This window comes from Rickettsia endosymbiont of Halotydeus destructor, assembly GCF_049278075.1.
Taxonomy (GTDB): domain Bacteria; phylum Pseudomonadota; class Alphaproteobacteria; order Rickettsiales; family Rickettsiaceae; genus Rickettsia.
This window is the reverse complement of the sequence record NZ_JAPNPB010000001.1, coordinates 324,952-340,844: the sequence shown is the minus strand read 5'-3', so window position 1 is coordinate 340,844 and position 15,893 is coordinate 324,952. Positions and strand designations below refer to the sequence as shown.

Sequence of the window (15,893 nt, the reverse complement as noted above, 5' to 3'; positions counted from 1 at the left end):
TTTATAAAAAACTGTTTTAGTAGCTATTTATATAAATCTTAACTTTAATTATTTTTCCTTACCTGGGTAAAACTTAATTCTGTTGGAGTTGCTTTATTACCAAAAATTGATATTGAAACCCATAGCTTATTTTTTTCATTATCGACTTCCTCCACCATGCCGGTAAAAGTTTCAAATGGCCCTTCAGTCACTATTACCAACTCACCAATTTCAAATAAATTAAAATCTTTAGCTTCTTTAGCTTCTGATTCTACCTTATTAAAAACTCTTTGTACTTCACTTTCCGGAAGAGCAGTCGGTGTAGTTTTACTTCCTAAGAAACCTGTCACCCCCGGTATATTTTTCACTAGATGCCAAACTTTATCATTCATATACATCTTTATTAAGATGTAACTCGGCATAAATTTCTTTTCGGTATTAACGTTCTTTCCTCGCTTAACCTCAGGCACACCATAAACCGGCACCACTATATCTTCAAAAAATTCTGACATTTTTTGTTTATTAATCTGATCAATTATCATTTGCTTTATGCGCTTCTCAGAACCCGACACTGTATGAATAGCGTACCAACGCATTTCATATTTTTTAGAATCTGTCAACAATATATCGTTAATGCTTTGCTCTATCACAATTTTTCCTATTTACCGGCTATTTACCAATGTTAAGTAAAATTTGTATTATATTATGTATACCGTAATCTAATACCAAACAAATCAGACTAAAAATAAAAACCGCCACCACCACTATGGACGTTGAAGCAATTAATTCTTTTTTTGTAGGCCAAACAACTTTATAAGTTTCCTGTTTGACTTGTTCAAAAAACTTATAGATTTTATTTTCCTTAAACATATGCCTTAAATTGCCAATTCCAAATTATTTTTACTTTGTACAAAGGTGGCAGGAGCGACAGGCATCGAACCCGCAACCTCCGGTTTTGGAGACCGGCGCTCTACCAATTGAGCTACACTCCTATCATATTTTTAAAAACAAATCAATATAATTTACAAAAATCCTTATCAATACAAGGCGCGTTTTTATATCTTTATCTTTATCTTTATCTTTATCTTTATCTTTATCTTTATCTTTATCTTTATCTTTATCTTTATTTTTTAGCTTTAATAGCCTCCGCTATTTGCGTTGGCACCTGGTCATAATGGGAGAATACCATACTATATTGAGCTCTTCCCTGTGATAAAGATCTAAGTATATTAACATAACCAAACATTTCGGCTAAAGGCACATCAGCAGTAATTACTTGCGCATTAGCACGTGGCTCCATACTTTGAATAGAGCCTCTACGGCTATTTAAATTACCAACAATATCACCCATATACTCATTAGCGGTAATAACCTCAACCTTCATAATTGGCTCAAGTAGTTTTGGACTACCCTTCGGCATACCCTCTCTAAAAGCAGCTTTTGCAGCAATTTCAAATGCCAAAACACTAGAATCCACATCATGAAATGCTCCATCAAGCAAAGTAGCCTTAAAATCAATCATCGGATAACCTGCAATAACGCCGGTTTCCCGAATATTTTCTAATCCTTTTTCTACTCCGGGAATATATTCTTTTGGAATCGCTCCACCGACAATTTTACTTTCAAAAACAAATCCCAATCCCGCCTCTTGCGGTTCAAACATTATTTTTACACGAGCAAACTGACCAGCACCGCCTGATTGTTTTTTATGCGTATAATCAATTTCACAAGCCTTGGTAATAGTTTCACGATAAGCTACCTGAGGCGCACCGATATTTGCCTCAACATTAAATTCTCTTCTCATACGGTCAATGATGATTTCCAGATGAAGCTCACCCATCCCCTTAATAACTGTTTGACCTGTTTCCTGATCGCTAGACACTCTCAATGACGGATCTTCAGACGCAAGACGCGCAAGCGCGAGACCCATTTTTTCCTGATCGGCAGTTGATTTAGGCTCTACAGCCAACTCAATAACCGGCTCCGGAAATTCCATTCTTTCTAATATAACCTGTCTATCCATATCAGACAAAGTATCACCGGTAGTAGTATTTTTAAGCCCCGCTAATGCTACAATAGCACCAGCACCCGCCTCTTCTATATCTTCACGCTCATTAGCATGCATTAAAAGCATTCTACCGACTCTTTCTTTTTTCTCTTTTACGGTATTCATGACCGTCGTACCCACGGTAATTTTACCGGAATATATTCTAATAAATGTTAAAGTACCTACATATTTATCAGTCATTACTTTAAAAGCTAGCGCAGAAAAAGGCTCTGTTACCGAAATTGGAAATTCCTGCTCTTCTTCCGTATCAACTTCCACACCTTTTACTGTTCCGATATCAACTGGCGAAGGTAAATAATCTACTACCGCATCTAGTAAAGGCTGTACACCTTTATTTTTAAAAGCACTACCGCATAAAATCGGATAAAATTTAGCTCCTATTGTACCTATCCTTATTAATCTCTTAATTTCCTCTTCCGTTACTTCTTCACCCGACAAATATTTTTCCATCACCTGATCATCTAGATCAGCAACCATATCAAGCAAACTAGCACGGTATTTTTTAGCTAACTCCAACATATCTGCAGGAATTTCTTCATAAGAATACTCGGCACCCAAAGATTCATCTTTCCAGATTACAGCCTGCATTTTTACTAAATCCACCAGACCTTTAAAATGCTCCTCAATCCCGATAGGTAATTGCAGAACAAGCGGCTTTGCACCCAAACGATCTTTTATCATTTCTACGCATCTATAGAAATTTGCCCCCATTCTATCCATTTTATTAACAAAGCACATTCTGGGAACATTATACTTATCCGCCTGTCTCCAAACGGTTTCTGATTGGGGCTCAACACCTGCTACACCGTCAAATACGGCAACCGCACCATCAAGAACACGCAAGGATCTTTCTACTTCAATAGTAAAATCAACGTGTCCGGGCGTGTCGATAATATTAATCTGCTTTCCATTCCATGTACAGGTAGTAGCAGCCGAAGTAATGGTAATACCACGCTCCTGCTCCTGTTCCATCCAGTCCATGGTTGCACCACCGTCATGGACCTCACCTATTTTATACGATTTTCCCGTATAAAATAAAATACGCTCCGTAGTCGTAGTTTTACCTGCATCAATATGCGCACATATACCGATATTACGAATATCGTCAAGCTTCGCTTTCTCACTCATTCAACATCTTACCTTATTTCATTTTTTTAGGACTAAAATGAGAAAAAGCTTTATTAGCTTCAGCCATTTTATGAGTATCTTCTTTTTTCTTAATAGCCGCACCTCTATTATTTGACGCCTCAAATAACTCTTCCGCCAGTTTATCGATCATCATTTTTTCGGATCGTTTCGATGCAGCAATAATAATCCAACGAGATGCAAGAGCATAGCCCCGTCTTTCATCTACAGGAGCTGGCACTTGATAATTAGCCCCGCCGACTCTAACCGAAGTCACTTCCAGATATGGCTTTACATTATTCATAGCATTATTAAAAGCCTCGTAAGGATCAACTTTATGCTTTCTTTCTATCTTACTAAAGGCCGAATAGACTATTTTTTCTGCAAGAGTTTTTTTACCCTCTTTCATAATATTATTAATAAATCTTGACAGCAAAGAGCTGTTATATTTCATATCAGGTAAAATTACCCGCTTTTCCGCGGCGTGACGACGTGACATCTTATTTTCTCTCTATCTATTAATTATTTTTTTGCAGCTACTGCCTGTTTGCGGGAAGCGCCATAACGTGAGCGACCCTGCTTACGTCCTTTAACACCCTGAATATCATAAGCACCAAGTACTATGTGATATTTCACCCCTGGAAGATCAGGCACCTGCCCCCCTCTAACCAAAACTCTATCATGCTCTTTCACACTATGCTTTTCACCTGGTATATAAGCATTAACACTTCTTTTATTACTTAAACGCACCGTGGCAATTTTACGTAGAGCAGAGTTAGGCTTTTTGGGAGTCACTGTTTTGACCACCAGACAAACACCACTTTTGAAAGGATTAGCCTCTAGGGCCGGAGATTTCGTTTTACGAGTTTTTGATTTTCTCCCAAAACGCACTAATTGATTATATGTCGGCATTAAAAAAACACTCCAAAAAAACTTTATTCACAATATTATTATGCTTTATAAACTCTTTATCCAAGCTTATAAAATCCAATTCTTAAATACTTGACACGTATATTAGGTTAATTATTTAGATTTTTTTAGATTTAGACAGCACTAAATTTAAATTATAATTACTTTTTCCATAAAAGCAAGAACGTTTTAACTAACTATTAGCTTTTTCTCTATTATTTTTGCTGCACTACTGATTATCATTACCAAAATGTAATAACAGAAAGCGGCAATAAGAGCAGGGAAAAAGTAATTATACGTCTCCCCTGAAACTATTGTTGCTCTGCGCATTAAATCCATTTCACCGATCGTGGAAATAATTGCCGATTCCTTTATCAAATTGATCAACTCATTTATTAATGAAGGAAATATATTTTTAATTGCTTGCGGTAAAATTATATCTTTCATTATTAACGCCTTAGGTATCGCAAGCGCTTCTGCCGCCTCAACTTGCCCCTTATCAACCGCATTAATACCGGCTCTAATTATTTCCGAAACATACGCCCCTGAATTAAGAGAAAAAGCAATAATTCCTGCAACAAACACGCTAAGCTTAATATCGATTAAATAAGGCAAGCCGAAATACATAATACTTAGCTGAATAAGCAAAGGCGTACCGCGAAAAATAGAAGTATAAAAATTTGCAAATAATTGTAATACAAAATTTTTGCTCACTTTACAAATTGCTAATAACACCCCTATTAGTAAACCTAATATAACGGCAATCACACTATATTTTAAAGTTATTAGCGTTCCTTTAACAATAAAAAGAATATGAGGAGAAAATTTTATAAAATATTCAAGCATTATGTTTTACGATAAATCTAGTGCGGATAACATAACATCTTGAAGTACTTTATGCAAGGAAACTAATAACTTAGGCGGTAATCTTAAAACTGCGGGGATTTGTTATGATTCACTCATACTTTATAAATTCTTTTTAAAACAATGCGGATAGCAGATTATAATAATTCGCTTATTGCAAAAAGAAGTCTAAATTTAAAGTAGGAATTATTAATCATATATAGCTTCTATATGATATTTAGGATTATTACTCCCGATTTCTATCACTCCGTAATTTTCAGCTATTTTATGAATTAAATGCACATAATGTCCGCTATTTACCGGGACAACATATAGATCATTGTTATAGCCGATTAACACAGGATAATGAGGAATATGGCAAAGTAACGGAGGAGTCGGTAAAGCTAATTTTTGTAATTTACCGTTCGCATCATAATTAATTTCAAAGCAAGCTTTATTAAAGTCGGTTCTTTCATCAACTCGATTACTTAAAGCGTATTTTAACACAAATGAACTACCTGACTTTATAGTATCGGTAAAAGTAAGATTTCTATATGCCGTAACTTCAATAATTTTGTTATCAAACTTATATTTTAGCGGAACATTTATAATGTTTATAATATCTTCACGCACTTCGCCGTAAGTATGTTTCTCATAAATAAAAGGCGTCATTTTAGAAGATATACATTGCATTGTCGGTTTAGGAGCTGTAATAATAATTTTTTGTTTACCTTCCTCATCAGTACTGACTACTTCTGTTGTACTAGTAGTTAATTTATAAGCACTTGTTATCAATTCACTAGCTGATTTACTTCTTTTTACTCCTTTGCCAATCCATTCTTTTATTTTTTCCCTTTTAGAAAAAGTATCATTCTCCTGAGGTTCAGCGAGAGCAAGCTCCGGTGCTTTTGCTATAATATTCCCTTCATTATCCCTACTTACAATTTCAATATCTCCTTTGTGTAATTTATAAGCATTTGTTGCAGTTTTACCAGCAATTTTACTTCCTTTTATTGCCACCTTCCCGCCTTCCACAGCAGCTTTCCCCAGAAATTTTACTCCTTGATATGCCACATAGCCTGTGACTACTATTACCGCCCCAAGCAATTCTCCATCTTTACTGTCAGATGAAGATTTATTTCTTTGTTTTTGATAACGAAGATCTTCAGCAACCTGTTGATTTGCAATTTTACGTATAGTTTCTGGATCTTGTGTAAACATAAATATTCCTTTCATAAGTAAATAGGATTATTTAATCATATCGCAATTAAAAGTCAAATATTATTTCAGAAATTCTACTTTTATTAACTAAATTTCAGCTATGGTAAAAACTTAGTAATTATTTTTAAATATTCATCTAAGACTTTTTGGTTGCTCTCAACAAATTTTAAAGCATTTTCACGATAATTTTTAAGCTTTAGAGAATTATTATGCTCAAGTAGATACTTTAGTTTAGTTAGTAAATCTTCACCGTTTTTGATTTGGACAGCAGCTTTATGTTGTAGTATGCCTTTGGCAATATCGGTATTTTTACTCATATCCGGACCGAAGATAATACAATTAGCAAAATATGCTGCTTCTAATATATTATGCCCACCTTGCTTAAAAGAACCGCCAATAAAAGAAATTGCCGCTAAAGAAAAAAACAAGCCCATTTCACCGAATTTATCAACAACATAAAGGTCATCACTTAAAACTGGTAAGTTACTTTGTGACTTAGCGGTAACTGCTAAATTTAACGAAACACAATTATCAATTATTGACTTTATACGTTCAGGATGACGTGGGATTAAAATAAAATAACAATCGGGAAATTGTCGCTTTAAGTTAAGAAGAATAGGAAAAATTATTTTCTCGTCTTCCGGATGAGTACTGGCAAACACAATAATACGCTTATCTTTAAGATGCGTAACTAACAAAGCTAATTCTTGCTTATTTACCTCAAGTTTTTGATTGGCAAATTTAATGTTACCCAGGTTGGTTACATCGGTAACGCCTAAATCATTAAATTTTCGACGATCAACTTCGCTTTGTACAATAATTTTACTAAAATTTTTAACGATTAAAGTAAAAAAACTTTTTGCTTTTTGCCATGCTTTAAATGATTTATCAGAAATGCGCGCGTTTAATAATAATAATTTACTATATTTAGCTCCTTCACTAATTACGCACGGCCATAATTCGGATTCAATAAAAATTCCTAAATCAGGTTGCCAATTCCTTAAAAATTTCCTGACGAAAATAATATTATCAATCGGCAGGAATTGATGAACCGCTATTTCAGGCAATTTAGCCGTTAATATTCTCGCAGAGCTAGCTGTCCAGGAAGTAACCAGAAAACGTACTTTTGGAAATTGTTTATTGATACTCCTGATCAGATTCAAAGCAGCTACTGACTCCCCAACACTCGCCGCATGTATCCAGATTAAAAACTCTTTATTTTTCCTTTTCTTCCCTAAAGCAAATCGCTCTCTTACTCGACTTATATCTTCTTTGCCTACTAGTAACCGAATAAAAATTATGATAAAATATACCGGGAAAAGTACAAAACTTAATATATTATATAAGTACATCATTTTTTTGGTAAACTCTGTGTTAAACTAACTAACTGTTTCTCAAGGTTAATATCATTTTGTTCTTTATCATTAGTAAGCTGTAGGGGTGAGCCGAATATAACTGTTATATTACCGAAAGGCAGCGGCATTATTAATTTATCCCAACTTTTTAGCAAAAAATATTTTGAGGTATTACTAACTACCGGGATTAATTTTTTATTATATTTACGTGCAATTTCAGTAATACCGCTATTTATTTTGTAAACCGGCCCTTTAGGACCGTCGGGTGTAATTATTACATTATCGCCTTTAGATAATTTTTGAATGATTATTTTCAATGCTCCAATAGGATTTTTATTAGTAGAGCCGACTATAACCCCGCAACCGAATTTACTAACTATATTATTTAAAAATTTACCATCTAAATGCGGAGATATCAAAGCATAAAGATATTTATGCTCTTTAAACATACAGGGACTTAAAGCAAGCATATTATGCCAAAAAGCAAAAATCACTCCTTGCTCTGCTAAAAATTTTTCTTTATTAACTCCTTCCGGAAATATAAATTTCTGCCTTGAAGTAAAATAAACAAATTTTAGATAACCATATAATAAAACCGTGATTATGTTAGTTGCACAATTATTATTTTTTAGAAATTTCTTAAAAGCTTTTCTCATGTTTTTTTGTTGGTTTAGGTGGTTTTTATATCATTCCTGCGTAGACATTGCCCGCGTGGATCAGAATCGGCGCAAAAACACCGTCATTGCGAGAAGTCAGGGCGTGGCACTCTAAAACTCTCACCGTCATTACGAGGAGGCGTTGTTGCGTGGATACCACCCCGTCATTGCAAACGACCGAAGGGAGTGCGGCAATCTAAAAAACAATAAAGCTCATAATGTTTTTTGTTTAGATTGCTTCGTCGGAGCCACGCCCCTCCTCGCAATGACGAGGGAGGGAGTCGCTCGCAATGACGAGGTAAAATCGTTCCACGCAACAACACTTAGCGGGAATACCATCGAAAGTGCTTATAATAAAAATACTTTAATCAACTTAGTTTAGTATATTACAGGCTTTCTCTATTCTCAAGCAAGCCTCTTCTAAATCTTCAATAGACATCGCATAAGAAATTCTGAAATACCCTTCCAAACCGAAAGCAATTCCGGGTACTACTGCAACTTTTGCTTCTTCAAGTAAATATTCCCCTAAATCATTACTATCTTTAATAACCATTCCTGCCAAAGTTTTTAATCCAAATATTTCATCACATTTAACGAATAGATAAAACGCCCCTTCCGGTCTATAGCAGCTAAAATATTTCATTCTTTCTAAAATTGATAAAGCTAAATCACGCTTTTTCTGAAAATTCAAAGCATTTTGCTTAATAAAATTTTGTGGACCGTTTAAAGCTTCGATAGCCGCCATTTGACTAATCGAACAAGGGTTTGAGGTACTTTGTGATTGTATAATCCCCATAGCTTTAATTAAAGATTTAGAACCCGCGCCGTAGCCTATTCGCCATCCCGTCATAGAGTAGGCTTTAGATACGCCGTTTACAGTAAATATCCTATCTTTTAAATCATTTGCTATTTGCGCTAAAGTATAAAATTTAAAATCATCAAAAATAATATGCTCATAAATATCATCCGACATTACATTAACATGTGGGTATTTTCGTAGTAATTTAGCGATATTTTCTAACTCTTCATAAGAATAACCGGCGCCAGTCGGATTGCTTGGTGAATTAATAATAAGCCATTTAGTTTTGAGTGTAATTAAACCATCTAATATGTCGCTACTTAGCTTAAATTTACTTTCAATTCCGCAATTAGCAAATACCGGCTTACCTCCTGCAAGTAATACCATATCAGGATAGGAAACCCAGTATGGCGCAGGAATAATCACCTCATCCCCCTCATTTAAAGAGGCCATGAATAAATTATAGATAACCTGCTTACCACCGGTAGATATTATTATCTCATCAAGTTCATAATCTAAATTATTTTCACGTTTAAATTTATTTTGTACAGCTTGTTTAAGAAGAGGCATACCGTCAACATTGGTATATTTGGTAAATCCGCTTTTTATTCCTTTAATTGCCGCCTCTTTAATATTATCCGGCGTATCAAAATCAGGTTCTCCTGCTCCGAGTGAAATAATATCTACTCCAGCTTTTTTCAGTTCAAGCGTCTTTTTCACCACTGCTAAAGTTGGTGAAGGCTTAATAGCGCTTAAGCGTTTAGAAATAACGGACATAACTACCCTCTAATTTGTTGACGATGACATTGGTAAGATATATATTTGTATTATTAAATAAAATTTAGATATCATGTTTGGTAGTAAACTAATTTCCAAAATAAAAGATAAGATAAAACTTTATTGTTATAAAATAAAAAATATTCCTAACTGGTACAAAACCAGGATTTTAGAAGTTATAAATTACTATAATGACTGTAAATATAAATTTAGTCATTTAAAAGAGACCAACTTTGCCCTGGGAATCGATCATTTATATAAAGGAAATCTAAGTGATGCAATATTAAGATTTAAATTAGTCGATAAATTCTTTGCGTCCCGAGAGCAAAAAACTTCTGACCTTAAAGTATATTATTGGCTAGCTTTAACTTATTTTTTAAAAAATGATTATTCAACCGCCTTAGATTACGCACAAAAATCTTCCATAGAAGATAAAATTGGACTAAAAACTTTTTTACAAAATTATAAAAATGCTAATGAGATACCGCAAGCATTATGGCAACAATATAGGGATTTAATAGCAAGTTACTATACTAATAATTTTCATAACGACAATAACACTCACCTTCCTTATAGCTTCATCCGTCAAACTTTAGATAATATCACTGATTTACCTGATAATTATACTATTTTAGAATTAGGTAGTAATACTGGGCTTGTAGGCTACGAAATTCAAAAACGTTTCCCCGAAAGCTTTAGCCTAAGCGGTGTTGAAGTCTCTAATCGCATGAATAATTTAGTAAGCGCATATTATCCTAATACCAAAATTTATGATCAAATATTAGATATTTCGATACCGGATTTTATAAAACAATCGTCTGATAAGTTTGACGTAATATTGAGTTTTTGCGCCTTATCCTTTACTAACAATTTAAAAACTTATTTTGATGCCGTTTATTCCTTACTAAATAATTCAGGATATTTTGCCTTTTGTCTACCGATTGCTGCAAGTACAAGCTTTTCTTCCAAAAGAAAAGAATTTATTTTTAATTTTGATGAAATTATCACCACCTTAAATGCCACTAAATTTACAATATTAAATTCTCAAAAATTAATACTGGCAGAAAATAATAAATATTGTATTGTAGTGTGCAAAAAAACTAATTAAATTATGAAGATATTAATACCCTTTACTTTATTCATTACCATCCTTTGCTCTTTTACTGCTAATGCTGATCTTGAGTATGTTGATGATGATAAATATAATTATAATAATAGCACTGTAGGCTGCAGCCAAATTTACGATCCGTATGAAAAATTAAATCGCAAAATTTTTGCTTTTAATTCGGTACTAGATTATTTGTTCTTACGTCCTTTAGCTGTGGGTTATAAGAAAGTTACCAACGATTATACTAAAGCCAGAATTAGCAGTTTCGTCGATAATATTGATACGCCTCTTACTACCGTAAATTTTGGGCTACAGTTAAACTATAATAAAACTATGAAGAGTGTTTGGAGATTTCTGATCAATACAACACTTGGAGTAGGAGGTTTGTTTGATGTAGCAAACAAAGTAGGCCTTCCTGCGGACAGACAAACTTTCGGTAGCACTTTAGCGCATTACGGTGTCGGGCCCGGTCCTTATTTAGTGTTACCCATAATTGGAAGTACTAACGGTCGTGATATGACAGATTCGCTATTTACAAACTACGCACTTAATCCTACAACTTATTATACTCATAGGGATTTTGAATTAATAATTTTAGGAGTTAACAAAATAAATGACCGATATGTCGTACTACCATTCAGTGATTATGTTATGAAAAACTCTACTGATCCTTATATTGCTATTAGATCGGCTTTACACCAAGCTCGTGAAGCATCAATTCAATACCCGACAAATTTTAAATGCCCGACAATTAAAACAAAATATTAATTAAATCATAGAGGCTCATATGAAGAAAATTATTACCGGTATATTTTTATTATGTATTTCTTTCGCTGCTTATTCTTTAGATAATACCGTTCCTGCAGGCTTGAACGAATATATTACCAAGCTTACACAAGATGCTTCCGCTATACTTAATAATCCTAACTTAACTCAAAAAGCCAAAATTGCGAAAGCACAGAACTTAATGAAAAATAATCTAGATTTTGACTGGATGGCTCATTATACTATTGGTCGAATTGGTAGACAAACTTTATCCCCAGGGCAAATTAAAAAATTTGTCGGGGTATATTCTGAATATGTTACTAAAGCTTACACTGATTTAATAAAAGACTATAAAGGTGAACAACCAAAAATAACAGGAGTTCGCTCAGGACCTAACCCTACAGATTTTATAGTAACGATGAAGATAATTAACAATAAGGGTCAAGAACCCATTACAGTAGAATATTTAATACATGAAATAAAAAAAGGAATTTTTAAAGTCGCTAATATAACAACTGAAGGCATCAGCCTTATCAATGCTCAACAGGAAGAATTCACTAATACCCTACAAAATGAAGGATTTGATAAATTAGTAGAAAATTTACAAAAGCATTCTATTTAGTTTATTCTTGAGTGAATCAAGTTAAAGCACGCTCTATGTCATTCCCGTGAAAACGGAAATCGTTATATGGCTCTATAAAGTAGTAGTATGTCATTCCCGCGAAAGCGGGAATCCAGTCTTTCCTTTTGTCATGCTGAACTTGGTTCAGCAACTCTTGTAGTAGATCCTGAAATAAATGAAGTAATGAGTATTATTTTCTGGATTCCCGCCTCTGCGGGAATGACATATCAACACTAGCAACAATACCGGTCAATCCTGAAAAAATACAAACCTCAAATGAAAATTTTAGCTGGCAATAGTAACAAAGCTTTAGCAAAACATCTGGCCCTAGAATTAAATGCCGATTATATAGAATCTTTAACTATACATTTTAACGATACTGAAATAAAGGTAGAAATTCTACAATCTGTTTATAATGAGGATGTAGTTATAGTTCAGTCGACTTCAAGACCAGCAAATGATCATTTAATTGAATTGTTATTATTAATAGATGTCGCAAAAAAAAGCTATGCTAAACAAATTATCGTAGTAATGCCCTATTTCGGTTATAGTCGACAAGATCGTAAATTTTCTAATAACACTGCAATGCCGGCGCAATTAATAGCCAATCTTTTAAAAACCACCGGTGCAACTTCTATAATAACTGTTGACTTACACTCTCCCGAAATAGAAAATTTTTTTGAAATTCCTATTCAAAATCTTAGTCCTTTAGGTTTGTATTTACCTTTTCTAAAAAACTATAATGATTTTACTATAGTTGCGCCTGATAAAGGTAGTATAGAACGCGCTCAGAAAATTAATAATGTATTTAATATAGATATAGCCACTATTAATAAACAAAGAGATATTAATAATATTTGCGAAATGATAGCAATAACCGGCAATGTTAAAGGAAAAAATTGTATATTAATCGATGATATAATTGATAGTGGCGAGACTATTTGTAAAGCTGCTAAATTTTTGATGGATAACTCTGCTTTAGCAGTTGATGCATTTGTAACTCATGCGGTACTTTCAGCCGGCTCGCTAGAAAATATTAAAAATTCTGCGATACGTAATGTTTATATAACAGACACTATACACTCTTCTGATCTAAAAAATATAGCCGGCATTCATGTGATAACGATAGCATCGATTATTATTCAAGCGTTACAACCTTACGTTATTGCAAGCGAAGGAAGGCCTTGTTGCATGGATCGAATTTCGGACGTCATTCCCACGAAAACGGAAATCTAGACTTTTCTACCTCCGTCATTGTGAGGAGGCGTTTATGCCGCGACGAAGCAATCTAATGAAATTTAAGAGAGATTGCCGCACAGCTCAGCTCCTCGCAATGACAAGTATAAATATTTCCTAGATTCCTGCGATCAACGGAATGACATATTGCCACTTTTATTGAGCCATGCAACAAGATCGCAAAGCGAAGCAATCTAGCTAATTTCATAAAATTGCCCTGCTCTTTTTGGTCGCTCGCAATGACGTATCTGTAGTTATTAGGCAATATCCGTTATAGATAATTTAATAATATTGACATTGACTAAGCAACAAGTTACTTTATATTATATTTATTAAATTCAGGTCTTTTATGAATAAAAATTATTTAATAATTTTTTGCGCCGCTGCTGTCTTAATAGGCTGCAAAGATAAAGCTAATAGTAAGCCGAATCCTAATTTAACGGTTCAGGCTGACCCGACTCCGGCTATTACTAAAACAATAGAAGACACAAATAGAAATATAGCTAGCACTGTCGCACGTATTCCTTAAGCTCTTTCAAGCCCTTGTCATTGCGAGGAGAGACGTAATCTCGACGTAGCAATCCAGTGCCTATCATGCTGAAATTGTTTCAGAGTCTTTTAGTATATCCTAAAATAAATTCAGGTTGCCGCTAAAAGTATTTTTTCTTTTTTCTAGGTTCTGTGCACCTAATTGAATTATTATAATTTTGAGTTAATTTTTAGTGAAAATTAATAAGATTTTTGCTGGAATAGTTATTCATATTTCAAAAAAATCTTATAATTTGCAACAAAAAAGAACCAAATTAGATTTATTTTAATTAGCTGCACAGAACCTAGATTCCTGCTTTCGCAGAATGACATAATGCTATCCACAATCCTAGTTAATAAATATGCTTAGTATAATTTCTCCTGCAAAAACTCTTAACTTTGATAAATCTATTTCCTTTAATGATTCGAGTATACCAGCATTTTTAAGTACAACAAACTCTCTTACTGCAATACTTAAAAATTATTCTGAGGAACAATTAATACACATAATGAATGTAAGCCCAAATCTTGCACAAATTAATAGACAAAGATTTCAGAATTTTGAGGTCCAGCAAACTAAACAGGCAATTTTTGCTTATGCAGGGGATGTTTATAATAATATCAAGGCTGAAGAATTTAATTTGGAGCAATTAAATTTTTTACAGTCACATTTATTTATTATATCGGGATTATACGGCGCCTTAAAACCTTTAGACGCTATTAGACCTTATCGTTTGGAAATGGCAGGCAGATTACCTGAAATAAAAAATCTTGCTAACTTTTGGCAGGAAAAGATTACGAATTATATTAACAGGCTGCTTGATCTACACCAGAATAAATATTTACTCAATCTCGCTTCTGCAGAATATTCTTCTGCAATTGACCTTACTATTCTCAAATATCCGATAATTAACGTATTTTTTAAAGAACACAAAAACGGTAAATTACAAACTATCGGTATAAACGCTAAAAAAGCCCGTGGGAATATGGTTAATGTTATAGCTACTCACTTAATCGATAACCCTGCAGAGTTAAAAAATTTCTCATATCTAAATTACAAATTTAGTATTGGCGATTCTTCAGACAATAATTTAGTTTTTATTAGGTAATATTAAGGGCATAATTATCTAGGCTCTGTGAATAAAATTTAAATTAATCTATTTTAGTTCTTTTTATACTTCCAATTATAAGATTTTTTAGAAATAGGTTAGCTATTACTGTAAAAATCTTATTAATTATCGTACCTAAATATCTTAAAATATAAATAATTTAAATTTTGTTCATAGAGCCTAACTTTACCAACTACCCAATAAATCTAACTCTTCTTTAATTTCATCTAATAAAACTTGCGGCGCTAAATCTAAAGGGGTTTTACCTGAATAGTAACCGTCAGAGATTTTAATATTAGGATCGGCATTTTTTTGTATTAAAAGCTTAGCCATATTTATAAAACCTCCTTTAGCCGCATGATGGAGAGCAGTAAATCCATAACCGTCAGGAATATTTATTATATTCTTGCTAATTTTTTCATCGGCTAGAAAAAACTGCGCTATAGGGAAATGATTATACATAACCGCTAAATGAAAAGAATTAAGGCCATGGATTGCACAAGCAATAGGAGACGCCCCGGCCCCTAACAAAGCTTTTGCTACTTCCTCAAAACCTAATATAACTGCAAAATGTAATGGTGTGTTATCGTTTTCACAAATAAAATTAGGATTGACTCCTTCGTCAAGAAGCAGTTTTAAATTCATTTTCTCATCATTAATAACTGCTTTTAACAAATTTTGTGAACTAACCTCATCGATTGCAGTTTTCATTATTTTCTCATAAGTAGATTTAATTATAGATAAAATAAACTATTGGTATCAAAAAATCAAAGACTATTTTGAATTTTTTATT

17 protein-coding genes and 1 tRNA gene are annotated in these 15,893 nt (G+C 33.5%); 6 read left to right on the top strand and 12 right to left on the bottom strand.

Features of this window, described 5'->3' with window-relative positions:
• Positions 1-44: 44 nt before the first annotated feature.
• The 11 genes from nusG to OTR29_RS01495 form a co-directional block, all read right to left on the bottom strand.
• Entirely contained in the window at positions 45-629 is a 585-nt protein-coding gene (nusG, locus tag OTR29_RS01545) for a transcription termination/antitermination protein NusG (RefSeq protein ID WP_422228902.1), read from the bottom strand.
• Between the two features lie 19 nt (positions 630-648).
• A complete protein-coding gene (secE, locus tag OTR29_RS01540) occupies positions 649-849 on the bottom strand; it encodes a preprotein translocase subunit SecE (protein ID WP_422228901.1) in 201 nt (66 codons plus the stop codon).
• 46 nt (positions 850-895) lie between these two features.
• Positions 896-971 (bottom strand) — tRNA-Trp (locus OTR29_RS01535).
• A gap of 131 nt (positions 972-1,102) precedes the next feature.
• Entirely contained in the window at positions 1,103-3,175 is a 2,073-nt protein-coding gene (gene fusA / locus OTR29_RS01530; RefSeq protein WP_422228900.1) for an elongation factor G, read from the bottom strand.
• Between the two features lie 13 nt (positions 3,176-3,188).
• The gene (rpsG, locus tag OTR29_RS01525) at positions 3,189-3,671 is read right to left on the bottom strand and encodes a 30S ribosomal protein S7 (RefSeq protein ID WP_422228899.1); all 483 of its coding nucleotides are present in this window, start codon (positions 3,669-3,671) and stop codon (positions 3,189-3,191) included.
• Between the two features lie 23 nt (positions 3,672-3,694).
• Positions 3,695-4,084, bottom strand: a complete 390-nt coding sequence (gene rpsL, locus OTR29_RS01520; protein WP_253310106.1) for a 30S ribosomal protein S12 — start codon at positions 4,082-4,084, stop codon at positions 3,695-3,697.
• A 186-nt stretch (positions 4,085-4,270) separates the two neighbouring features.
• Positions 4,271-4,927 (bottom strand): amino acid ABC transporter permease, encoded by a 657-nt coding sequence (locus OTR29_RS01515; protein WP_422228898.1) that lies wholly within the window; start codon positions 4,925-4,927, stop codon positions 4,271-4,273.
• A gap of 207 nt (positions 4,928-5,134) precedes the next feature.
• On the bottom strand, positions 5,135-6,145 hold the full coding sequence (locus tag OTR29_RS01510) for a hypothetical protein (protein WP_422228897.1): 1,011 nt from the start codon (positions 6,143-6,145) through the stop codon (positions 5,135-5,137).
• A gap of 98 nt (positions 6,146-6,243) precedes the next feature.
• Positions 6,244-7,500: a lipid IV(A) 3-deoxy-D-manno-octulosonic acid transferase gene (waaA, locus tag OTR29_RS01505; RefSeq protein WP_422228896.1), complete on the bottom strand. Its 1,257-nt coding sequence runs from the start codon at positions 7,498-7,500 to the stop codon at positions 6,244-6,246.
• A complete protein-coding gene (locus tag OTR29_RS01500; RefSeq protein WP_422228895.1) occupies positions 7,497-8,156 on the bottom strand; it encodes a lysophospholipid acyltransferase family protein in 660 nt (219 codons plus the stop codon). The genes waaA and OTR29_RS01500 overlap by 4 nt, the downstream gene beginning before the upstream one ends.
• 373 nt (positions 8,157-8,529) lie before the next feature.
• Positions 8,530-9,732 carry a pyridoxal phosphate-dependent aminotransferase gene (locus OTR29_RS01495; RefSeq protein ID WP_422228894.1) on the bottom strand — a complete coding sequence of 401 codons (1,203 nt, stop codon included), beginning with the start codon at positions 9,730-9,732 and terminating at the stop codon, positions 8,530-8,532.
• Between the two features lie 73 nt (positions 9,733-9,805).
• Here OTR29_RS01495 and OTR29_RS01490 point away from each other — a divergent pair, with 73 nt between their 5' ends.
• From OTR29_RS01490 to OTR29_RS01465, 6 genes are all read left to right on the top strand, one after another.
• Positions 9,806-10,840 (top strand): methyltransferase, encoded by a 1,035-nt coding sequence (locus OTR29_RS01490; protein ID WP_422228893.1) that lies wholly within the window; start codon positions 9,806-9,808, stop codon positions 10,838-10,840.
• A 3-nt stretch (positions 10,841-10,843) separates the two neighbouring features.
• Positions 10,844-11,608, top strand: coding sequence for an MlaA family lipoprotein (locus OTR29_RS01485; protein ID WP_422228892.1), 765 nt, complete (start codon positions 10,844-10,846; stop codon positions 11,606-11,608).
• A gap of 19 nt (positions 11,609-11,627) precedes the next feature.
• Positions 11,628-12,227, top strand: coding sequence for an MlaC/ttg2D family ABC transporter substrate-binding protein (locus OTR29_RS01480; RefSeq protein WP_422228891.1), 600 nt, complete (start codon positions 11,628-11,630; stop codon positions 12,225-12,227).
• A 276-nt stretch (positions 12,228-12,503) separates the two neighbouring features.
• Entirely contained in the window at positions 12,504-13,463 is a 960-nt protein-coding gene (locus tag OTR29_RS01475) for a ribose-phosphate diphosphokinase (RefSeq protein WP_422228890.1), read from the top strand.
• Positions 13,464-13,812: 349 nt separating this feature from the next.
• On the top strand, positions 13,813-13,992 hold the full coding sequence (locus OTR29_RS01470; RefSeq protein ID WP_422228889.1) for a hypothetical protein: 180 nt from the start codon (positions 13,813-13,815) through the stop codon (positions 13,990-13,992).
• A gap of 361 nt (positions 13,993-14,353) precedes the next feature.
• The gene (locus OTR29_RS01465) at positions 14,354-15,100 is read left to right on the top strand and encodes a YaaA family protein (protein ID WP_422228888.1); all 747 of its coding nucleotides are present in this window, start codon (positions 14,354-14,356) and stop codon (positions 15,098-15,100) included.
• A gap of 186 nt (positions 15,101-15,286) precedes the next feature.
• Here the strand turns inward: OTR29_RS01465 and OTR29_RS01460 are convergent, their stop codons facing one another.
• Positions 15,287-15,811, bottom strand: coding sequence for an ankyrin repeat domain-containing protein (locus OTR29_RS01460; RefSeq protein WP_422228887.1), 525 nt, complete (start codon positions 15,809-15,811; stop codon positions 15,287-15,289).
• Positions 15,812-15,893 lie beyond the last annotated feature (82 nt).